This is a genomic window from Mycolicibacterium moriokaense (assembly GCF_010726085.1).
Classification (GTDB): Bacteria; Actinomycetota; Actinomycetes; order Mycobacteriales; family Mycobacteriaceae; genus Mycobacterium; species Mycobacterium moriokaense.
The window spans coordinates 5,514,360-5,534,391 of sequence record NZ_AP022560.1 but is presented as its reverse complement, the minus strand read 5'-3'; the positions used below and the strand labels follow the sequence as shown (position 1 = coordinate 5,534,391).

The 20,032-nt window shown below is 65.8% G+C and carries 20 protein-coding genes; 15 read left to right on the top strand and 5 right to left on the bottom strand.

What is annotated here, in order from left to right:
- Positions 1–26 precede the first annotated feature (26 nt).
- The 3 genes from G6N43_RS27025 to G6N43_RS27015 all read left to right on the top strand — a co-directional run bounded on the left by G6N43_RS27025 (position 27) and on the right by G6N43_RS27015 (position 6,066).
- Positions 27–3,980 carry a DNA-directed RNA polymerase subunit beta' gene (locus G6N43_RS27025; RefSeq protein ID WP_083156127.1) on the top strand — a complete coding sequence of 1,318 codons (3,954 nt, stop codon included), beginning with the start codon at positions 27–29 and terminating at the stop codon, positions 3,978–3,980.
- Positions 3,981–4,110: 130 nt separating this feature from the next.
- A complete protein-coding gene (locus G6N43_RS27020; RefSeq protein WP_083156125.1) occupies positions 4,111–5,010 on the top strand; it encodes a type IV toxin-antitoxin system AbiEi family antitoxin domain-containing protein in 900 nt (299 codons plus the stop codon).
- A gap of 87 nt (positions 5,011–5,097) precedes the next feature.
- Positions 5,098–6,066: a calcium/sodium antiporter gene (locus G6N43_RS27015; protein ID WP_083156123.1), complete on the top strand. Its 969-nt coding sequence runs from the start codon at positions 5,098–5,100 to the stop codon at positions 6,064–6,066.
- A gap of 75 nt (positions 6,067–6,141) precedes the next feature.
- Here the strand turns inward: G6N43_RS27015 and G6N43_RS27010 are convergent, their stop codons facing one another.
- The 3 genes from G6N43_RS27010 to G6N43_RS27000 form a co-directional block, all read right to left on the bottom strand.
- Complete coding sequence (locus tag G6N43_RS27010; RefSeq protein WP_083156121.1) at positions 6,142–7,074, bottom strand: NmrA family NAD(P)-binding protein; 933 nt, start codon at positions 7,072–7,074, stop codon at positions 6,142–6,144.
- Positions 7,075–7,099: 25 nt separating this feature from the next.
- Positions 7,100–8,080 carry a zinc-dependent alcohol dehydrogenase family protein gene (locus tag G6N43_RS27005; protein WP_083156119.1) on the bottom strand — a complete coding sequence of 327 codons (981 nt, stop codon included), beginning with the start codon at positions 8,078–8,080 and terminating at the stop codon, positions 7,100–7,102.
- Positions 8,081–8,183: 103 nt separating this feature from the next.
- On the bottom strand, positions 8,184–9,017 hold the full coding sequence (locus tag G6N43_RS27000) for an acyl-CoA thioesterase (protein ID WP_083156117.1): 834 nt from the start codon (positions 9,015–9,017) through the stop codon (positions 8,184–8,186).
- 33 nt (positions 9,018–9,050) lie between these two features.
- On the opposite strand from G6N43_RS27000, the gene G6N43_RS26995 reads away from it, so the two are divergent.
- The 7 genes from G6N43_RS26995 to G6N43_RS26965 all read left to right on the top strand — a co-directional run bounded on the left by G6N43_RS26995 (position 9,051) and on the right by G6N43_RS26965 (position 15,873).
- Positions 9,051–9,629 (top strand): TetR/AcrR family transcriptional regulator, encoded by a 579-nt coding sequence (locus tag G6N43_RS26995; protein ID WP_083156170.1) that lies wholly within the window; start codon positions 9,051–9,053, stop codon positions 9,627–9,629.
- 30 nt (positions 9,630–9,659) lie between these two features.
- A complete protein-coding gene (locus G6N43_RS26990; protein ID WP_083156115.1) occupies positions 9,660–10,412 on the top strand; it encodes a deoxyribonuclease IV in 753 nt (250 codons plus the stop codon).
- 123 nt (positions 10,413–10,535) lie between these two features.
- Entirely contained in the window at positions 10,536–11,642 is a 1,107-nt protein-coding gene (locus G6N43_RS26985; RefSeq protein WP_083156113.1) for a phosphatase PAP2 family protein, read from the top strand.
- Between the two features lie 50 nt (positions 11,643–11,692).
- Positions 11,693–13,321 carry an acyl-CoA dehydrogenase family protein gene (locus tag G6N43_RS26980; RefSeq protein WP_083156112.1) on the top strand — a complete coding sequence of 543 codons (1,629 nt, stop codon included), beginning with the start codon at positions 11,693–11,695 and terminating at the stop codon, positions 13,319–13,321.
- Between the two features lie 90 nt (positions 13,322–13,411).
- On the top strand, positions 13,412–14,350 hold the full coding sequence (locus G6N43_RS26975) for a crotonase/enoyl-CoA hydratase family protein (RefSeq protein WP_083156110.1): 939 nt from the start codon (positions 13,412–13,414) through the stop codon (positions 14,348–14,350).
- 48 nt (positions 14,351–14,398) lie between these two features.
- Positions 14,399–15,112, top strand: a complete 714-nt coding sequence (locus G6N43_RS26970) for a PaaX family transcriptional regulator C-terminal domain-containing protein (protein ID WP_083156108.1) — start codon at positions 14,399–14,401, stop codon at positions 15,110–15,112.
- Positions 15,109–15,873 carry a crotonase/enoyl-CoA hydratase family protein gene (locus tag G6N43_RS26965; protein WP_179967931.1) on the top strand — a complete coding sequence of 255 codons (765 nt, stop codon included), beginning with the start codon at positions 15,109–15,111 and terminating at the stop codon, positions 15,871–15,873. Before G6N43_RS26970 ends, G6N43_RS26965 begins: the two co-directional genes overlap by 4 nt.
- 149 nt (positions 15,874–16,022) lie before the next feature.
- On the opposite strand, the gene G6N43_RS26960 is transcribed toward G6N43_RS26965, so the two are convergent.
- The gene (locus G6N43_RS26960) at positions 16,023–16,415 is read right to left on the bottom strand and encodes a DUF3060 domain-containing protein (protein ID WP_083156104.1); all 393 of its coding nucleotides are present in this window, start codon (positions 16,413–16,415) and stop codon (positions 16,023–16,025) included.
- Entirely contained in the window at positions 16,415–16,846 is a 432-nt protein-coding gene (locus tag G6N43_RS26955) for a DUF3060 domain-containing protein (protein ID WP_083156102.1), read from the bottom strand. The genes G6N43_RS26960 and G6N43_RS26955 overlap by 1 nt, the downstream gene beginning before the upstream one ends.
- A gap of 88 nt (positions 16,847–16,934) precedes the next feature.
- On the opposite strand from G6N43_RS26955, the gene G6N43_RS26950 reads away from it, so the two are divergent.
- From G6N43_RS26950 to rpsG, 5 genes are all read left to right on the top strand, one after another.
- Positions 16,935–17,468, top strand: coding sequence for a DUF3558 domain-containing protein (locus G6N43_RS26950; protein WP_083156168.1), 534 nt, complete (start codon positions 16,935–16,937; stop codon positions 17,466–17,468).
- Complete coding sequence (locus G6N43_RS26945; RefSeq protein ID WP_083156097.1) at positions 17,468–18,007, top strand: DUF3558 domain-containing protein; 540 nt, start codon at positions 17,468–17,470, stop codon at positions 18,005–18,007. Before G6N43_RS26950 ends, G6N43_RS26945 begins: the two co-directional genes overlap by 1 nt.
- Positions 18,008–18,103: 96 nt before the next feature.
- Entirely contained in the window at positions 18,104–18,694 is a 591-nt protein-coding gene (locus G6N43_RS26940) for a TetR/AcrR family transcriptional regulator (RefSeq protein ID WP_083156095.1), read from the top strand.
- 449 nt (positions 18,695–19,143) lie between these two features.
- Positions 19,144–19,518 carry a 30S ribosomal protein S12 gene (rpsL, locus tag G6N43_RS26935; RefSeq protein WP_007167812.1) on the top strand — a complete coding sequence of 125 codons (375 nt, stop codon included), beginning with the start codon at positions 19,144–19,146 and terminating at the stop codon, positions 19,516–19,518.
- Positions 19,518–19,988 carry a 30S ribosomal protein S7 gene (gene rpsG, locus G6N43_RS26930; RefSeq protein WP_083156093.1) on the top strand — a complete coding sequence of 157 codons (471 nt, stop codon included), beginning with the start codon at positions 19,518–19,520 and terminating at the stop codon, positions 19,986–19,988. Before rpsL ends, rpsG begins: the two co-directional genes overlap by 1 nt.
- The last annotated feature ends 44 nt before the right edge of the window (positions 19,989–20,032 follow it).

The window sequence follows — 20,032 nt, the reverse complement described above, 5'->3', positions numbered from 1 at the left end:
AGTCCCGAAAGGGGAAAGGGAGTTACGTGCTAGACGTCAACTTCTTCGATGAACTCCGTATCGGTCTCGCGACCGCGGACGACATCCGCAACTGGTCCTACGGCGAGGTCAAGAAGCCGGAGACCATCAACTACCGCACGCTCAAGCCCGAGAAGGACGGCCTGTTCTGCGAGAAGATCTTCGGGCCGACTCGCGACTGGGAGTGCTACTGCGGCAAGTACAAGCGTGTCCGCTTCAAGGGCATCATCTGCGAGCGCTGCGGCGTCGAGGTCACTCGCGCCAAGGTGCGTCGTGAGCGGATGGGCCATATCGAGCTGGCCGCTCCCGTCACGCACATCTGGTACTTCAAGGGTGTGCCTTCGCGCCTGGGCTATCTGCTCGACCTGGCCCCGAAGGATCTCGAGAAGATCATCTACTTCGCGGCCTACGTGATCACCGCGGTCGACGAGGAGATGCGCCACAACGAGCTGTCGACGCTCGAGGCCGAGATGGCCGTCGAGCGCAAGGCCGTCGAGGATCAGCGCGACGCCGACCTGGAGGCCCGGGCGCAGAAGCTCGAGGCCGACATGAAGGAGCTCGAGGAGGAGGGCGCCAAGTCCGACGTCAAGCGCAAGGTGCGTGACGGCGGCGAGCGCGAGATGCGTCAGATCCGCGACCGGGCCCAGCGTGAGCTGGACCGGCTCGAGGAGATCTGGACCACCTTCACCAAGCTGGCCCCGAAGCAGCTCATCGTCGACGAGGTGCTCTACCGCGAGCTCGTCGATCGCTACGGCGAGTACTTCACCGGCGCCATGGGCGCGGAGGCGATCAAGAAGCTCATCGAGAACTTCGACATCGACGCCGAGGCCGAAGAGCTGCGTGACGTGATCCGTAACGGCAAGGGCCAGAAGAAGCTTCGTGCTCTCAAGCGCCTGAAGGTCGTCGCGGCGTTCCAGTCGAACACCAACTCGCCGATGGGCATGGTGCTCGACGCGGTTCCGGTGATCCCGCCGGAGCTGCGCCCGATGGTGCAGCTCGACGGTGGCCGGTTCGCGACGTCGGACCTCAACGACCTGTACCGCCGCGTCATCAACCGCAACAACCGACTCAAGAGGCTGATCGACCTCGGCGCGCCCGAGATCATCGTCAACAACGAGAAGCGCATGCTTCAGGAGTCGGTGGATGCGCTGTTCGACAACGGCCGTCGCGGCCGTCCGGTCACCGGACCGGGCAACCGTCCGCTGAAGTCGCTGTCGGATCTGTTGAAGGGCAAGCAGGGCCGGTTCCGTCAGAACCTGCTCGGTAAGCGCGTCGACTACTCGGGCCGTTCGGTCATCGTGGTGGGCCCGCAGCTCAAGCTGCACCAGTGCGGTCTGCCCAAGCTGATGGCCCTGGAGCTGTTCAAGCCGTTCGTGATGAAGCGTCTGGTCGACCTGAACCACGCGCAGAACATCAAGAGCGCCAAGCGGATGGTGGAGCGTCAGCGTCCCCAGGTGTGGGACGTCCTCGAAGAGGTCATCGGCGAACACCCGGTGTTGCTGAACCGTGCACCGACGCTGCACCGCCTCGGCATCCAGGCCTTCGAGCCGCAGCTGGTGGAGGGCAAGGCAATTCAGCTGCACCCGTTGGTGTGTGAGGCGTTCAACGCCGACTTCGACGGTGACCAGATGGCCGTGCACCTTCCGCTGTCGGCGGAGGCGCAGGCCGAGGCTCGCATCCTGATGCTGTCGTCGAACAACATCCTGTCGCCCGCGTCGGGCCGCCCGTTGGCCATGCCGCGTCTGGACATGGTGACCGGGTTGTTCTACCTGACCACCATGATCGAGGGCGACACCGGCGAGTACACGCCTGCGGCCAAGGACAAGCCGGAGACGGGTGTGTACAGCTCACCCGCCGAGGCGATCATGGCGATGGACCGCGGTGCGTTGAGCGTTCGCGCCAAGATCAAGGTGCGGTTGACGCAGCTGCGTCCGCCCGCCGACGTCGAGGCCGAGCTGTTCCCGGAGGGTTGGAAGCCGGGCGATGCTTGGACGGCGGAGACCACGCTGGGCCGGGTGATGTTCAACGAGCTTCTCCCGCAGGCGTATCCGTTCGTCAACGAGCAGATGCACAAGAAGGTGCAGGCGCGGATCGTCAACGATCTGGCCGAGCGCTACCCGATGATCGTCGTCGCGCAGACGGTGGACAAACTCAAGGACGCCGGCTTCTACTGGGCCACGCGTTCGGGTGTCACCGTCTCGATGGCCGACGTGCTTGTGCCGCCGCAGAAGCAGGAGATCCTGGAGCGTCACGAGCTCGAGGCCGACCGGATCGAGAAGCAGTACCAGCGCGGCGCGCTCAACCACGACGAGCGCAACGAGGCGTTGGTGAAGATCTGGCAGAACGCCACCGAAGAGGTCGGTGAGGCGCTGGAGGCGCACTACCCCGAGGACAACCCGATCATCACGATCGTGAAGTCGGGCGCCACGGGCAACCTGACCCAGACCCGCACGCTGGCGGGCATGAAGGGTCTGGTGACCAACCCGAAGGGTGAGTTCATCCCGCGTCCGATCAAGTCCTCGTTCCGTGAGGGCCTGACGGTGCTGGAGTACTTCATCAACACCCACGGCGCGCGAAAGGGTCTGGCGGACACGGCACTTCGTACCGCTGACTCGGGTTACCTGACCCGTCGTCTGGTGGACGTCAGCCAGGACGTCATCGTGCGCGAGACCGACTGCGAGACCGAGCGCGGCATCAACGTCACGCTGGCCGAGAAGCAGCCCGACGGGACGCTGATCCGCGATCAGCACATCGAAACCTCGGCCTACGCCCGCACTTTGGCGCAGGACGCGGTCGACGCCGACGGCAACGTCATCGTCGAGCGTGGCCACGACCTGGGTGACCCGGCGATCGAGGCGCTGCTGGCTGCCGGCATCACCGAGGTGAAGGTCCGCTCCGTGCTGACCTGCGGCACCGGCACCGGCGTGTGCGCGATGTGCTACGGCCGTTCGATGGCGACGGGCAAGCTCGTCGACATCGGCGAGGCGGTCGGCATCGTTGCCGCGCAGTCCATCGGTGAGCCCGGTACGCAGCTGACCATGCGGACGTTCCACCAGGGTGGCGTCTCTGGTGGTAGCGACATCGTCGGTGGTCTGCCTCGCGTGCAGGAGCTGTTCGAGGCCCGTATCCCGCGTGACAAGGCGCCGATCGCCGATGTCTCCGGACGCGTGCAACTCGAGGAGGGCGAGCGCTTCTACAAGATCACCATCATCCCGGATGACGGTGGCGAAGAAGTGGTGTACGACAAGCTGTCTCGTCGTCAACGCCTGAAGGTGTTCAAGCACGACGACGGCACCGAGCGGTTGCTGTCCGACGGCGACCACGTCGAGGTGGGTCAGCAGCTGATGGAAGGCTCGGCCGATCCGCACGAGGTGCTGCGTGTCCAGGGCCCCCGCGAGGTGCAGATCCACCTCGTCAAGGAGGTTCAGGAGGTCTACCGCGCTCAGGGCGTGTCGATCCACGACAAGCACATCGAGGTCATCGTCCGGCAGATGCTGCGGCGCGTCACGATCATCGATTCGGGTGCGACGGAGTTCCTGCCCGGCTCGCTGACCGAGCGTGGCGAGTTCGAGACCGAGAACCGTCGGGTCGTTGCCGAGGGTGGCGAGCCCGCGGCGGGTCGTCCGGTGCTGATGGGTATCACGAAGGCATCGCTGGCCACGGATTCGTGGCTGTCGGCGGCGTCGTTCCAGGAGACCACTCGCGTGCTGACCGATGCGGCAATCAACTGCCGTAGCGACAAGCTGCAGGGTTTGAAGGAGAACGTGATCATCGGCAAGCTGATCCCGGCCGGTACCGGCATCAACCGCTACCGCAACATCCAGGTGCAGCCGACCGAGGAAGCACGTGCGGCCGCGTACACGATCCCGTCCTACGAGGATCAGTACTACAGCCCGGACTTCGGCCAGGCGACCGGTGCCGCAGTGCCGTTGGACGACTACGGCTACAGCGATTACCGCTAACTAGTTACTGCGCGAGCAGACGCGAACACCCCCAAAATCTGGCGATTTTGGGGGTGTTCGCGTCTTTTCACCGGGGTTATCCACAGGCTCCTGTGTCGTGGGCTTTCGCTGCGGTTGGCCACCCGCAAGCATGCGAGACGTGTCTAACGAGGCGGCCGAAAATATCTTTGCGGCCAATGGTGGTGTTGCCACCACACGACAGTTGCTCGCCGTCATGTCGCCGAAGGCATTGGAATATGCCGTTCGAGCGGGCAAATTGTTCCGAGTGCGACGCGGCGTGTACGCGTCGAAGGCGCCCGATATATCCGCCAGACTTGCTGCGCTTGACCTCGCGTGTGGCGAGCGCATTGTTGCCTGCATGCAGACTGCGGCCGAAATGTACGGGTTCAATACCGAACCGGATCCGCGGCTGCACATTCTCGATCCGGGTATTCGCGTGAGGCCTTCGCCGGCAGTGATGGTGCATCAACGAGTCGGTGCGCCGCTGAGGCGTGTCGGTGGTCGGCTCGTGACGGCCCCCGCATGGACGGCTGTCGAGGTCGCGAGGACCCTGCGTCGACCACGGGCACTCGCGGTTCTCGATGCCGCGTTGCATGCGGAGTGTTGTTCGCAGCTAGAGCTGGTTGCGGCGGTTGAGGAACAGAAGGGGCGACGCGGCATCGTTCAGGTCCGCGAACTTCTGCAGCTCGCCGACGCACGCGCCGAGTCACCAATGGAAAGCGAAGCGCGCCTGGTGTTCGTCGACGGCGGCATACCCTCACCCGAATTGCAGTACGAGATCAGAGATCTTCACGGAAACCTGTGGCGGGTGGACTTCGCGTGGCCCGACGCGAGAGTGGTCGCCGAGTACGACAGCGTCGAATGGCACGCCAACCCTGACGGGTGGAAACACGACCGCATGAAATCCGCCAGATTGGCGGAGTGCGGGTGGACGACTGTCCCAATGGTTGTCGACGACGTCCGCAAGTATCCAAACGAGCTGGTGCGGCGGATCGCCGGTCATCTGGAGCGCACCAACCTCGCCAGCTGAACTCTGGCTGCCGAGCAGACGCGTACACCCCCTATTTCCGCGTGATTTGGGGGTGTACGCGTCTGCTCGCGAGGAGACTCGACGTTAGTGGTTGCGCATGCGGCGTGGTTCGTGGTGGGGTTGGCCGCCCTGGTCGCCGGGGCGGAAGTAATGGTGCGCGGTGCGACGAAGATCGCCTCGCGACTGGGTATCAGCGCGATCGTCATCGGCCTGACTGTGGTGGCGATCGGCACGAGCATGCCCGAACTGGCGATCGGCGTGGTCGCCGCGTCGGAAGGGACGGGCGCGCTGGCAGTTGGCAACATCGCGGGCGCCAACGTGATCAATCTGCTGTTCGTACTCGGCCTGAGCGCGTGGATGCTGCCGCTCGCCATCGAGATGCGCACGCTTCGATTCGAACTGCCGGTGATGGCGGCCGCCGCGATCCTGCTGCTGATCCTGGCATTCGATGGTGTGCTGTCCCGTGTCGACGGGACAATCCTGGTCGTGTGCGCGGTGGTCTACACCTTCGCCGTGATTCAGACAGCTCGACGGGAAACCCGTGACACCGCAGCTGAATTCGTCCAGGCGTACCCCGCCGATGCTCCGAGCGGCCGCAGCACCGCCCTGCATGTGGCGATGATGGTCGGCGGCATCGCGATCATCGTGCTGGGCGCCGACCGGCTTGTCGACGCCGCGGTCGGCATCGCCGGCGGATTCGGCGTATCCGATGCATTGATCGGGCTGACGGTCGTCGCAATCGGCACGACTGCACCCGAACTCGTCACCACCGTCGTCTCCACGTTGCGCGGCGACCGGGACATCGCCGTCGGGAACCTACTCGGCAGCAGCATTTTCAACATCCTGCTGATCCTCGGCGTCACCTGTCTGGTACCCACAGGCGGCCTCGAGTTGCCGTCTGCACTGGTGCGGATCGACATCCCGATCATGGTCGCCGTGACGTTGGTATGTATCCCCATCTTCATCACCGGCCGACGAGTCCATCGTGGCGAGGGCGCCGCCATGGTGTGCGCGTATGTCGCGTTCCTGGTCTTCCTGTTTACGACGCAGACGTGAGCAGACGCGTACACCCCCAAATCGCACGGAAATAGGGGGTGTGCGCGTCTGCTGGCGGGAAAGACCGACGGCGCGTCAGACGGGTTGGTGTGCCGCGAACCCGGCGAGGTTGGCCTGCAGATAGTCGCGTACTGTGACCGGCTCGCGGCCGATGAGGTCGCGCAGTGCATCCGCGTCGGCGGGCAGTGTGCGTCCACTCCGCGCCACCATGTCGCCCACCGCCGAAATATGCTGTGCCATTGCGGGGTTCACAACATTCTCACCGGCGTACTGAGACTGCGCCTCTAGATCGCGGCGCCACTCCTCCTGCGTGACGGCCTCGTAGCGGACGTCCACGGAGCTGAGTTCAGTGATCAGCGCGGCGATCTCGGTGTGGCTGAGCACCTCCGCACCCTTCGCGTAGTAGATCGGTTCGGCGAATCGCTCCGGCCGCAATAGCGCGGTCAAGGCCAGTTCCGCGGCATCGCCGCCGTTGATCCACGCGACTTCATTCGGCCCGAACGAGTTGCGGATGACTCCACGCTCCAGAACCGAACGACCATGCAGCACAGCGAGGTTCTCGTGGAACAGCGCCGCTACCCGAAGAATGAGCAGTTCGAGGCCGGCCCACTGCAGGATCTCCTCTGCGAGCCACTGCGCCCGCCCGAGACCGCTCGGGCTTTCGGGATGCGAAGGCCCCATCGACATCACGACAGTCCTCGGTCGGCGCCCGACCTCGCGCACGGCCGCGGCGTAATTGGCCGCCGCCGGGATGACGCCCGCATCGATCGGATAGGTGAAGTACGCCAGGTCGACATCGGTCAGCGCGGGGACCAGCGTCCGTCGGTCATGCAGGTCGCCGACGACGACTTCGGCGCCGAGTGCGGTGAGGCGATCAGTGCGCTCGCCAAGGGTGCGAGCCAGCACCCGCACCGTGCGGCCCTCCTCGCGCAGGCGTCGCACTAGGTACTCGCCGGTGTTGCCGTGGCGTCCTGTCGCACCGGTCACCAGGATGGGGTTGGTCGTCATGGATGGGATCTCCTCGGGGTGGACGTCAGTCGAAGGTGAACAAGACCTTGCCGCCCCGCTGCGTGGCCTGGGCGTGCGCGAACGCCTTCTGGTATTCGTCGAGGTGATAGGTGGCCTCGACGGGCACCGACAGTTCGCCGTCGGCCACCAGCCCGGCGAGGTAGGTCAGCGTGTCGGCGATCTCCTGCCGCGGCGCGGTGAAGTACCAATTGCCAAGCCAGAAACCGGTGTACCGAATCTCCTTGGCGAACAGCGCGGCGGTGGACGGGCCCGTCGGCGCGCCGGTCAGCGAGCCGTAGGCGATGGCGGTGCCACCGAACTTCAGCGCCTCGACCAGGCTGGCGGCGTGTGTGCCGCCCAGCGGATCGAGAACCAGGCTCAACTGCCGCCCTCCGAGGGCCTCGCCGATTTCGGAGCCCAGGTCAGGTCCGCTGACGAGGACGACGTCGCCCCCGAGCTCCCTGACTTCGGCCGCGGCGTCCTCGCGCCGGACCACGTTCAGCGTCTTCAGGCCGCGTCGCTTCGCGAGCGCCACCACGAACCGGCCGACGGCCGAATTCGCGGCGGTCTGACCGACCCAGTCACCGACCTTCAGGTCGGCCCGCTCCAACAGCAGGTGGGCGGTGGGCGGGTTGATGGTCAGCATCCCCAGTTGCAGAGGATCGGCATCGGGCACCTCGACGACGTCATCGCGGGGTACCACCACCTGCTGTGACCAGGTGCCGTATTCGTATGTCGGCAAAAGGATTACGCGCTTGCCGATGATGCCGCTGTCCACACCGTCGCCGACGGCGTCCACGGTACCGACTCCTTCGGCGCCGACGGTCGCCGGCAGTTTCGGGCGTGCGAGGTAGCGGCCCTGTATCAACAGGAGATCCGACGGATTGATGGCGGCCGCCTCCAGGCGTACCGACACCTGATTCGGACCGGGGGTGGATTCGGGACTGTCGGTGAGTTCGATCGAGTCCTCAGGCGAACCGAACTGGGTTGCGACGAGATGCTGCATGACTGCCTCCTTCGATGCTGCGCATCAAAGTACACCGATCGGTACCCACTGGGCTAGACCCAGTGACATTTCCCATATTCGGGAATACCGGGCGTTCTCGGCGCTAACCGCCGAAGGAGTACTTGTAGTAAACGATCTGGCTGGACGTCACGAGCAGGGCGCCGTCACGAGACCACAGCTGGGCGGTCTGATCGAAGTAACCCCGCGCGAACTGCTGACCCGCTGCGGTCGCCAGTACATAGTCATCGCCCAGGCCGACCACTTCGGCATCCTCGACGTGGAAGTACACCGTCATCGAGATGGTCCCTGCCGGGACGGGTTCGCCCCGACGCAGGAAGATTCGCGGGTAGAAGATGTCGGAAAGCGCGGCCAGTGCGCTGAAGTCGAGATCTCGGACGGGATCGTGGCGCACCCAAAGCGTTGTCGTCGACGACGGTCGGGCCACGCCGTCGACGGGCGGGGGTCCGGCGACGAAACGCAGGTCGTAGTTCTGCAGGAACCGGATGCCCTCGGGCCCCGGCGTCCGCTCCACCGACTCCGGAGCGGGCACGTCCGGCATCTGGGCCTCGATGTCGGACCAGGTATCGCGTCGGGTTCCGAAAACAGCCGTAGCCGTGGCCATTACACCATCACCCTGATGCAGGGACACGGTCCAGTGCTGGTTGGTGCGATTGGCCCGCACCAAGTTGGTGTCGATGTGGAACTCGCCGTCGGCGATCGGTGCCGCGAAGTTCACGGTGAGTGCCACAGGGCTACCGGCGCGCTCGGGATGCAGCTCAACGGCGCGCAGCAGCGCTGCGGCGCTCGCCCCGCCGAACGGCCCGACCATGTTGGCGTATTCGGGCACCGTGCGGCCCGCCAGACCCTGTCCGCCGGCTTCGAGTTGGATCGCCGCGTCGAATGGGTGGGTCACATCGTCTCCTTCACGCAGGTCCATGTAGCTATGGTACCGATCGGTATACTCGCATGCATGACCACCAAGGCGTCCCATGGTGGCCGGGGAGCGCGAGAACGCCTCGCCGCCACCGCCGCGAGACTGTTCTACCGCAACGGCATCAACGCCACCGGTGTCGAGGCGGTGATCCAAGAGGCCAAGGTGTCGAAACGGACGCTCTATCAACACTTCTCGAGCAAGACCGAACTCGTCGAGAACTACCTGCGCACACTTGACCAGTCGGGTACACCGATGGAGCGGCCCTTGGACCGTACGGACCTCACTCCCCGGGAACGACTTCTGGCGATCTTCGAGGCGCGGCCGGTGGAGCGGTTTCGGGGTTGTCCGTTTCACAACGCCGCGGTCGAGTCCGCGGGCGAATGGGCGGGCATCGACGAGATCATCCGTACGCACAAGCGGCGCTTTGCCGAGCGGCTCGTCGGGGTGGCCGAGGAGGCCGGCGCGGACGACGCGTATGCCCTGGGTAATCAGCTGATGGTGCTGTTCGAGGGAGCGACGGCGTTGGCGACGTCGCTCAATGACACCTCGGCGCTGTTGCACGCGCGCGCCGCGGCCGCTCGGCTGATCGACGACGCCACCGGGCGACGGGGGTGAGTGTCGGGGTGCGCGCCTAGACTCGGCTGCGTGCTCATCGGTTCGCATGTTCACGGAGACGACCCCCTGGCCGACGCTGCCGCCGACGGTGCCGACGTCGTGCAGTTCTTCCTCGGCAACCCGCAGAGCTGGAAGAAACCCAAACCGCGCGAGGACGCCGACGTGCTCAAGGCGTCCAGCATCCCGCTCTATGTGCACGCGCCCTACCTGATCAACGTCGCATCGGCCAACAACCGTGTGCGCATCCCGTCGCGCAAGATCCTGCAGGACACGTGTGACGCCGCATCGGAGATCAATGCGACGGCGGTGATCGTGCACGGCGGGCACGCCGACGACAACGACTACGAGGCAGGCTTCGAACGCTGGGTCAAGGCGCTCGACTACCTCGAGACCGACATGCAGATCTACCTGGAGAACACCGCGGGCGGCGATCACGCGATGGCGCGGCACTTCGATGTCATCGGTCGGCTGTGGGACCGCATCGGTGATACCGGTATCGGCTTCTGTCTGGACACCTGCCACGCGTGGGCCGCGGGGGAGGAACTCGTCGACGCGGTTGACCGCATCAAGGCGCTCACCGGCCGCATCGACCTGGTGCACTGCAATGACTCGCGCGACGCCGCGGGGTCGGGCGCCGACCGGCACGCCAACTTCGGCACCGGTCAGATCGATCCGCAGTTGCTGGTCGCGGTGGTCCAGGCGGCCGACGCCCCGGTCATCTGCGAGACGGCCGACGCGGGCCGCAAGGACGACATCGCGTTTCTGCGCGAGCACCTCGGCTGACCCGCCGTCCGGGCACGGTGCAATAACAAAAACGTCATTCAAATTTCGGGTGCACGGACAGTTAACTAGGCTCGTCGGCGGAAACAGGCGGTACCGATCGCCGACCGGCATCCGAGGGGTTCAGTGTCCGCCATTGAGCAGCAAGCGGTTGTGCTGCCAACTGCGGTCGAGGCGCCATCGAGCGCGGGTCGTTCCGGCCGATGGCTGCGCATCACGCGGTGGATCGCAATCGCTATCTGGGCAACAGTCGTCATCTATCGCACCGCGACCGACGGCTTCGCGTTCAACCGCGAGCTGGTCCTGCTCTACATCTGCACCGGCCTAGCCGCGGCGAGCATCGGTCAGGGCCGCCGGATGTTCTACATCATCCGCGACTGGCTGCCGTTCGCCCTGGTGCTGATCGCTTATGACCTGAGCCGGGGCGCCGCCGACATGATCGGTCGGCCGACCCTGTGGGAGTGGCCCGCCGACGTCGACCGCTGGCTCTTCTCCGGGACGATGCCGACGGTGTGGCTGCAGGAGCACCTGAAGCTGCCCGATCCGCCCTGGTGGGAGGTGGTCGTCAGCAGCGTTTACATGTCGTTCTTCATCCTTCCCTACGTGGTGGCGGCGGTGCTGTGGCTGCGCGACCGTGAGGAATGGAAGGCCTTCGTCAAGCTGTTCGTGGGTATCTCGGTCGCTGGGCTCGTGGTCTATGCCACGCAGCCGGCCGCACCGCCATGGGCTGCGGCGCGCTGCACACCCGAAGATGTCGCGGGCGGCCCCGCCAACCCGCAGTGCATGTTCCGCTCGGCCAGGGGCGTGCCCGACGGCGGCGTCCTCGGCGCGATGCAAACGGCGCAGGACGGCGCCAACAACTGGATCGAACGTATCGTCGGCCGGGGCTGGGGCAATCTCAACCTGCACTCGGCGACGGCGTTGCTCGATCAGGGCCAGGCCAGCGTCAATCTCGTCGCGGCCATTCCATCCCTCCACGCCGGCATGACCGCCGCGGTGGCGATGTTCCTGTGGAACCGGGTGCACTGGGGCTGGCGTCCGGTGCTGGTGATCTATCCGCTGATCATGGCGTTCACGCTGGTGTACACCGCGGAGCACTACGTCATCGACATCCTGCTGGGCTGGGCCCTGGCCATCGTCTCGATCGTGCTGCTCCACCGCCATCAGACGCGACGAGCGCGTCGGTCGAGCGCGCCCGAAGTCCCGGAACCCGAGGGCGCACCCGCCACGTAGGTAGTATTACATCTTCCCTACGACTGTCGCGAAAGCGTAATATCGGCGACATGGCAGATACGCACGTCGTCACCAACCAGGTTCCTCCGCTGGAGGACTACAACCCGGCTACGTCGCCGGTGCTCGCCGAGGCGCTGATCCGCGAGGGCGGCGAGTGGGGCGTCGACGAGGTCAACGACCTCGGCGCGATCGCGGGCTCAGAGCAGGCCCAGCGCTGGGGCGAGCTCGCCGACCGCAACCAGCCGATCCTGCACACCCACGACCGGTACGGCCATCGCGTGGACGAGGTCGAGTACGACCCGGCGTACCACGCGCTGATGAGCACGGCGATCGGCCACGGCCTGCATGCCGCGCCGTGGGCTGACGACCGGCCCGGCGCCCACGTCGTACGCGCCGCCAAGATGTCGGTCTGGACACCCGAACCCGGCCACGTCTGCCCCATCTCGATGACCTACGCAGTCGTCCCTGCCCTGCGGGCCAACCCCGAACTCGCCAAGGTCTACGAGCCGCTGCTGACCAGTCGCCAATACGACCCCGAACTGAAGGTGCCCACCACCAAGGTCGGCATCACTGCGGGCATGTCGATGACCGAGAAGCAGGGCGGCTCCGACGTGCGCGCGGGCACGACGCAGGCGATGCCGAACGCCGACGGCAGCTACAGCCTGACCGGCCACAAGTGGTTCACCTCGGCGCCGATGTGCGACATCTTCCTCGTTCTCGCACAAGCCCCGAAGGGGCTGTCCTGCTTCTTCCTGCCGCGGGTCCTGCCCGACGGCACCCGCAACCGCATGTTCCTGCAGCGGCTCAAGGACAAGCTCGGTAACCACGCCAACGCCTCGTCCGAGGTGGAGTACGACGGTGCGACCGCGTGGCTCGTGGGTGAGGAAGGTCGCGGCGTGCCCACGATCATCGAGATGGTCAACCTCACCCGGCTGGACTGCACGCTGGGCAGCGCGACGAGTATGCGCAACGGCCTGACCCGCGCCATCCACCACGCGCAGCACCGAAAGGCGTTCGGCGAGTATCTGATTGACCAGCCGCTGATGCGCAACGTGCTGGCCGATCTGGCGGTCGAGGCCGAGGCGGCGACCATCCTGGCGATGCGCATGGCCGGTGCCACCGACGCCGCGGTGCGTGGCGACGAGCGCGAGACGCTGCTGCGCCGCATCGGGCTGGCGGCGGGCAAGTACTGGGTGTGCAAGCGCGCCACCCCGCACGCCGGCGAGGCGATGGAGTGCCTGGGCGGCAACGGCTACGTCGAGGAGTCCGGCATGCCGAGGCTCTACCGCGAAGCGCCGCTGATGGGCATCTGGGAGGGCTCGGGCAATGTCAGCGCGCTGGACACATTGCGCGCCATGGCGACTCGGCCGGAATGCGTCGACGTCCTGTTCGACGAGCTTTCCCGAACCGCAGGACAGGATGCGCGGCTGGACGCCCACGTCGACGCGCTGCGTCCCGCGCTGGGCGACCTCGAGACCATCCAGTACCGCGCCCGTAAGGTCGCCGAGGACATCAGCTTGGCGCTGCAGGGTTCGCTGCTGCTGCGCCACGGCCATCCCGCGGTTGCCGAGGCGTTCCTCGCGACGCGGCTGGGCGGCCAGTGGGGCGGCGCATTCGGAACGCTGCCAACGGGACTGGATCTCGCGCCGATCCTGGAACGCGCGCTGGTCAAGGGATGACGGTTCCAACGGCGAGCAGTCGCGAAATGCCCGGAATTCCCGGCGTGTCGGGGCAGTTCGTGTCTGCTCGCGGGAGAAGGTGACGGGGCGATGACGCACGCGATCAGGCCCGTCGACTTCGACAACCTCAAGACGATGACCTACGAGGTCACCGGCCGGGTTGCGCGGATCACGTTCAACCGGCCCGAGAAGGGCAACGCGATCGTCGCCGACACGCCGCTGGAGCTGTCGGCGCTCGTGGAGCGGGCGGACCTCGATCCGAATGTGCACGTGATCCTGGTTTCCGGTCGCGGAGAAGGGTTTTGCGCGGGGTTCGACCTGTCCGCATACGCGGAAGGGTCCTCGTCCGCGGGCGGTGGCAGCCCGTACAAGGACACCGTGTTGTCGGGCAAGACGCAGGCGATCAACCATTTGGCCGATCAGCCCTGGGATCCGATGATCGACTACCAGATGATGAGCCGCTTCGTTCGGGGGTTCTCCAGCCTGCTCCACGCGGACAAGCCGACGGTGGTCAAGATCCACGGCTACTGCATCGCGGGTGGTACCGACATCGCGCTGCACGCCGATCAGGTGATCGCGGCGGCCGACGCCAAGATCGGCTACCCGCCCACCCGGGTCTGGGGTATCCCCGCTGCGGGTATGTGGGCACATCGACTGGGCGATCAGCGGGCCAAACGCCTTCTGCTGACCGGTGATTCGATCACGGGTGCGCAGGCCGCCGAATGGGGTCTGGCGGTCGAGGCACCCGCCCCCGAAGATCTGGATGAGCGTACGGAGCGGCTGGTGGAGCGGATCGCCGCCGTTCCCGTCAACCAGCTGATCATGGTGAAGCTCGCGATGAACTCTGCGCTGCTCAACCAGGGCGTGGCCAACAGCGCGATGATCTCGACGGTCTTCGACGGCATCGCCCGGCACACGCCGGAGGGTCATGCGTTCGTCGCGCAGTCCCGCGAGCACGGCTTCCGTGAGGCCGTTCGTCAACGCGACGAGCCGTTCGGCGATCACGGCAGGAAGGCGTCCGGGGTTTAGGGAATGGTCGCTCAGTCCGATGCCCCGGCGCGCCTCTCGACTGGGCGGATGACGGCCCGCTCGGTGGTGCTGAGTGTGTTGCTCGGTGCGCATCCGGCATGGGCGACGGCGAGCGAACTCATCAGGCTCACAGCCGATTTCGACATCAAGGAGTCGACGGTGCGGGTCGCGCTGACCAGGATGGTCAGCGCGGGCGACCTGGTGCGCTCGGAGGACGGCTATCGCCTGTCCGACAGGCTGCTGGCCAGGCAGCGACGCCAGGACGACGCGATCAACCCTCGCGTCCACCCGTGGGATGGGGTGTGGAAGACGCTGGTGATCACCAGCGTCGGGACCGACGCCCGTACCCGCGCGGCCCTGCGGACCACCCTGCAGAACAACAGATTCGGTGAACTTCGCGAAGGGGTGTGGCTTCGTCCGGACAACCTCCATGCGGAGTTGCCGGACGAGGTGCTGCGCCGGGGGAGGCAATTGCACATGCGTGACGATGACCCAGCCGAGCTGGCTGCACTGCTGTGGGACCTCAAGGCCTGGTCGGCTCGCGGACATGAGCTACTCGCCGAAATGAACGCGACCGTAGATATTCCAGGCCGATTCGTCGTAGCCGCCGCGATGGTTCGTCACCTCCTCGCCGACCCGGTGCTTCCGGGCGAACTCCTACCTGACGACTGGCCGGGTGACCGACTGCGCCTGGCGTACAACACCTTTGCCGCGGAGCTGATCTCGCGGCGCGACAGCGAACGACTGATGGAGGCGACATGACAAGTGGGGTGCGGGTCGAGAAGAACGGTCCCGTGACGACGGTGATCATGAATCGTCCGGAGGCGCGCAACGCGGTCAACGGACCCGCCGCCGCAGACCTGTACGCCGCATTCGACGAATTCGACAAGGACGAGGACGCCGCCGTCGCCGTACTGTGGGGTGACAACGGAACGTTCTGCGCGGGAGCCGATCTCAAGGCCATCGGCACTCCGGATACCAACCCCGTACATCGCACCGGTCCCGCGCCGATGGGTCCTAGCCGGATGGTGCTGTCGAAACCGGTGATCGCTGCCGTCAGCGGTTACGCCGTCGCGGGCGGACTCGAGCTGGCCGTGTGGTGCGATATGCGAGTGGTCGAGGAGGACGCGATCTTCGGCGTGTTCTGCCGCCGCTGGGGTGTGCCGCTGATCGACGGTGGCACCGTGCGCCTACCTCGCCTGATCGGGCACAGCAGAGCGATGGACCTCATCCTCACCGGCCGCCCCGTCGACGCAGCCGAAGCTTTCGCGATCGGACTCGCGAACAGGGTCGTGCCCAAAGGCGAAGCGCGTCAGCGGGCCGAGGAACTCGCCGCCGAACTGGCCAGGCTTCCGCAGCAATGCATGCGTTCAGATCGGTTGTCGCTACTGCATCAGTGGGGGATGGGCGAAGCCGATGCGATGGATTTCGAGTTCGGCAGCATGTCGCGAGTGTCCGCCGAATCGTTGCAAGGCGCCTCGCGGTTCGCAGCGGGCGAGGGGCGGCACGGCGCGCGCGCCTAGCGTCAGCCCGGCCTAGCCCGGCCCGGCCCGCTGCGCGAGCAGACGCGAACTCCCCCTACATCGCCCAATTTTGGGGGAGTTCACGTCTGCTCGCGGTGTGGGTCCAGCCCGCGGGAGAAAGCGGCGGGGAGAGAAGCGCGGAGAAAAACTCAGCCTTTGGTGATCTTGTTGTTCGAGCCGGTGTCGTTGATCTTCGGCTCGCCGTCCTTGTAGGTCACGGTGTTGTTCAGGCCGACGACACTGATCTCTTTGTCGATGCGCTCGAAGGTGACCTTGTTGTCGGCGCCGCCGATGTTCACGTTGGCACATGTGCCCTTGACAGTCAGGGTGTTGTTCGACCCCCCGATGTTGAGCGATTTGCCGTCCGCGCAATCGATGTCGGCGGTCGTGCCGAACGAGCCGTAGTTGATCGTGTTGCCGACCTCGACCTGGGCGCCGGACGTCCCTGCCGTCGCGGTCGGCGTATTGGTGTCAGAACTCTCCGAGCCGCAGCCGGCGAGGACAACCGCGACGGCGGCTACAGCGACGGCAGCCCTACGCATCAGGCGGGCACCCTGTTGACGATGTTCGTCATACCCAGTTCACGGCCGCGGTCCCAGATGGCCGGTGATCCATTCTTGTAGAGCACGGTCTGGTCCCAGCCGTACACCGTCACGTCGTTGATGACGTTGTCGGCGACCACGACGTTCCCGTTGCCCTGCACAGTCACCGCCCAGCAGGTCCCCAGCGCGGTGATCTGGTTGCCTCCGCCGTTCACCAGCAGTGTGTGGCCGTTGCAGTCGATCGTCCTGACGATCCCGACGCCCGTGATGTGTGTGTCGCCGGGCGGGTGGGCACCGACGATGCTGTTGTCGGCGCAGGTACGTGCCAACGGGTTGCAGACCCCCGGCGGTTGCGCACCCGCGACCGGTGCTCCCACCGTCAATGCGACGATCGGTAACGCAACCACACAAGCCACCACAGTCCGCACCATGGGTCAGAGATTACGTCGTCACGCTCGGGCGTTGGCCGGGTTCGTCCAAGTCGCCATTCGCCACGGTGCTGGGTAGCGTGTCATGTCGATGCGTTGGCGTGTCAATCAGGTTGTCGTCGTGGCGGTCACAGCGGCGGCGATCGTTGCAGGATGCTCTTCGACCGTCAGCGGTACCGCGCGACGGGCGCATCCCGCCGTACCCGATCCCACCCGCAGTTACGGCTATGTCGATGACCGCTGCGGCCTTCTGGCCGACTCCTCGGTCCAGGAGACGCTGGCCGCCGATCACGTGGTGCGCCCCTACAGCGGCGCCGTCTGCCAGTACGTCCTGAATCGAGGCAACACGACCATGGACGTGACGTTCTCGTGGTTCGAGACGGGCAGCCTGGAACGGGAGCGCGAGCTGGCCACCGAACGGGGCGCGACGATCACCGCCACGGATGTCGAACGGCACGAGGCGTTCCTGGCCCGACGCGATACGACCGGCGCGGCGTGCTCGGCCACGGCCGCCGCCGGCACCGGAGTGCTGAGTTGGTGGGTGCAGTTCCGCGGCCAGTGGGGTGGCGACCCGTGCCGCGACGCCGAGAAGCTGCTCACCGCCACCCTGCAGTCGGACATGTGATGGTCCGTACGCGAAATCTATTGTCGTGGTTGGTGATAGCAGCCGCGGGATCGATCGTGCTCGTCGGCTGCGGCACCCCGAGCGAGGGTCCCGCGCCGTCGACACCGGCCTCGGGCACCGCGGCCGACGGCTTTCGCAGCGGTGACTGCAACGGCATCACGGACGCGGACATCGCCGCCGCAGCCGGTCCTGCGAAGTTCACCAAGTCCGTCGTCAGCGACGTCGGATGCTTCTGGCAGGAGAACTCCATGTTCGGCTCCGTCGGCGCCGGGATGGGGATCTCGACGTGGTGGTACCGCGGCAGCGATATGGACACCGAGCGGGCGCTGGAGCAGGGTGCCGGTCGCACGATCACCGAACTGTCGGTGGACGGCAACAAAGGCTTCAAGGCCTACGACGGCAACGCCTGCAGTATTTATGTCGCCAAGGGTGGCGACGTCATCACGTGGTCGATCCAGACGCTGAACCCGGCGACATTGCCCGATTTGTGCACGATCATCGAAAAACTTGCCCAGCTCAGCCAGGAGCGTGTCAACTGACCGGACACAGACTGAGCAGGTAAAACTAGAGGTGTTAGTTTGACGTCACCCGGTTCCGCGGGATCTCGGCGAACCCGGAGAGGGGGCGAAAGGCAGATGGCAGCTCAGCCGTCGACCGCCCAGGGCCGGCGTCCCGCGAGGTTGAGCCGAGACTCCATCGTCAACGCGGCGCTGACGTTCCTGGACCGCGAGGGCTGGGACGCGCTCACGATCAACGCGCTGGCGACTCAGCTCGGCACCAAGGGTCCGTCGCTCTACAACCATGTGCACAGCCTCGAGGACCTGCGCCGAACCGTGCGGATGCGGGTGGTGGGCGACATCATCGAGATGCTCAACACCGTCGGTCAGGGCCGTACCCGCGACGACGCGGTCATGGCGATGGCCGCCGCTTACCGCAGCTATGCCCACCACCATCCGGGCCGCTATTCGGCATTCACCCGGATGCCGCTCGGCGGCGACGACCCCGAGTTCACCGAGGCCACCCGGGCCGCGGCGGCTCCAGTGATCGACGTCCTGGCGTCGTACGGACTCGAGGGTGAGAACGCGTTCTATGCGGCCCTGGAGTTCTGGTCGGCGATGCACGGTTTCGTGTTGCTCGAGATGACCGGTGCGATGAACGGAATCGACGCCGATGCGATATTCACCGACATGGTGATGAGGCTGGCGGCCGGAATGGAACGGCGATGAGCGCTTGCGCGAAGAGCAACGGTCGCAGATGAGCGCTTGCGCGAAGAGCAACGGTCGCAGATGAGCGCTTGCGCGAAGAGCAACGGTCGCAGATGAGCGCTTGCGCGAAGAGCAACGGTCGCAGATGAGCGCTTGCGCGAAGAGCAACGGCTGAAGCTAGCGCTGACCTGCGGTTAGCCCGTCAGCGACGGGTTTGGTCGGTACGCGCCACCCTGGTATTGTGGACGATCGTGCCTGGCAGATAAGGCGCATTGCGGACTGGCCTTTCGGGAAAAGTCAGCAGGCATGCCTGCACGCCGGGCCAATTCGCGTGTCCACGAAGCCTAGAGGAAAACCTCGCGGCGGGCGCATGCGACACACCCGATCGCGGGGTACGTGAACGGGACATAACTGCAGTACAGAGACTTCGGAACGACCAAGAACACACGAGCAACACAGAAAGCCGGTAGATGCCAACCATTCAGCAGCTGGTCCGCAAGGGTCGCCGCGACAAGATCGCCAAGGTCAAGACTGCGGCCCTCAAGGGCAGCCCGCAGCGTCGCGGAGTGTGCACCCGCGTGTACACCACCACCCCGAAGAAGCCGAACTCGGCGCTTCGCAAGGTCGCGCGCGTCAAGCTGACCAGCCAGGTTGAGGTCACCGCCTACATCCCCGGTGAGGGCCACAACCTGCAGGAGCACTCCATGGTGCTGGTGCGCGGTGGTCGTGTGAAGGACCTGCCCGGTGTGCGCTACAAGATCATCCGCGGCTCGCTGGACACCCAGGGCGTGAAGAACCGCAAGCAAGCGCGCAGCCGCTACGGCGCCAAGAAGGAGAAGAGCTAATGCCGCGCAAGGGGCCCGCACCCAAGCGTCCGTTGGTCAACGATCCGGTCTACGGGTCGCAGCTGGTAACCCAGCTGGTCAACAAAGTGTTGCTGGACGGGAAGAAATCGCTGGCCGAACGCATTGTTTATGGTGCGCTCGAACAAGCCCGTGACAAGACCGGCACCGATCCGGTGGTGACCCTGAAGCGCGCTCTCGACAACGTCAAGCCGGCCCTCGAGGTCCGCAGCCGCCGCGTCGGTGGCGCCACCTACCAGGTTCCCGTCGAGGTCCGCCCGGACCGCTCGGTGACCCTGGCACTGCGCTGGCTGGTCAGCTTCTCCAAGCAGCGTCGTGAGAAGACGATGATCGAGCGCCTGGCGAACGAGATCCTCGACGCCAGCAATGGCCTGGGTGCCGCCGTGAAGCGGCGCGAGGACACCCACAAGATGGCCGAGGCGAACCGAGCCTTCGCGCACTATCGCTGGTGACCCAGCCGGCCGTGGCGGCGTTGCCGCGGTGATGGCGGGTGACG

Excerpts from the sequence above, each read along its gene's own strand:
- G6N43_RS27020 (WP_083156125.1), top strand. The coding sequence starts at position 4,111 with ATGCGAGACGTGTCTAACGAGGCGGCCGAAAATATCTTTGCGGCCAAT.
- G6N43_RS27010 (WP_083156121.1), bottom strand. The coding sequence starts at position 7,074 with ATGACGACCAACCCCATCCTGGTGACCGGTGCGACAGGACGCCACGGC.
- G6N43_RS27005 (WP_083156119.1), bottom strand. The coding sequence starts at position 8,080 with ATGCAGCATCTCGTCGCAACCCAGTTCGGTTCGCCTGAGGACTCGATC.
- G6N43_RS27000 (WP_083156117.1), bottom strand. The coding sequence starts at position 9,017 with ATGGACCTGCGTGAAGGAGACGATGTGACCCACCCATTCGACGCGGCG.
- G6N43_RS26995 (WP_083156170.1), top strand. The coding sequence starts at position 9,051 with ATGACCACCAAGGCGTCCCATGGTGGCCGGGGAGCGCGAGAACGCCTC.
- G6N43_RS26980 (WP_083156112.1), top strand. The coding sequence starts at position 11,693 with ATGGCAGATACGCACGTCGTCACCAACCAGGTTCCTCCGCTGGAGGAC.
- G6N43_RS26975 (WP_083156110.1), top strand. The coding sequence starts at position 13,412 with ATGACGCACGCGATCAGGCCCGTCGACTTCGACAACCTCAAGACGATG.
- G6N43_RS26970 (WP_083156108.1), top strand. The coding sequence starts at position 14,399 with ATGACGGCCCGCTCGGTGGTGCTGAGTGTGTTGCTCGGTGCGCATCCG.
- G6N43_RS26965 (WP_179967931.1), top strand. The coding sequence starts at position 15,109 with ATGACAAGTGGGGTGCGGGTCGAGAAGAACGGTCCCGTGACGACGGTG.
- G6N43_RS26960 (WP_083156104.1), bottom strand. The coding sequence starts at position 16,415 with ATGCGTAGGGCTGCCGTCGCTGTAGCCGCCGTCGCGGTTGTCCTCGCC.
- G6N43_RS26955 (WP_083156102.1), bottom strand. The coding sequence starts at position 16,846 with ATGGTGCGGACTGTGGTGGCTTGTGTGGTTGCGTTACCGATCGTCGCA.
- G6N43_RS26950 (WP_083156168.1), top strand. The coding sequence starts at position 16,935 with ATGCGTTGGCGTGTCAATCAGGTTGTCGTCGTGGCGGTCACAGCGGCG.
- G6N43_RS26945 (WP_083156097.1), top strand. The coding sequence starts at position 17,468 with ATGGTCCGTACGCGAAATCTATTGTCGTGGTTGGTGATAGCAGCCGCG.
- G6N43_RS26940 (WP_083156095.1), top strand. The coding sequence starts at position 18,104 with ATGGCAGCTCAGCCGTCGACCGCCCAGGGCCGGCGTCCCGCGAGGTTG.
- rpsL (WP_007167812.1), top strand. The coding sequence starts at position 19,144 with ATGCCAACCATTCAGCAGCTGGTCCGCAAGGGTCGCCGCGACAAGATC.
- rpsG (WP_083156093.1), top strand. The coding sequence starts at position 19,518 with ATGCCGCGCAAGGGGCCCGCACCCAAGCGTCCGTTGGTCAACGATCCG.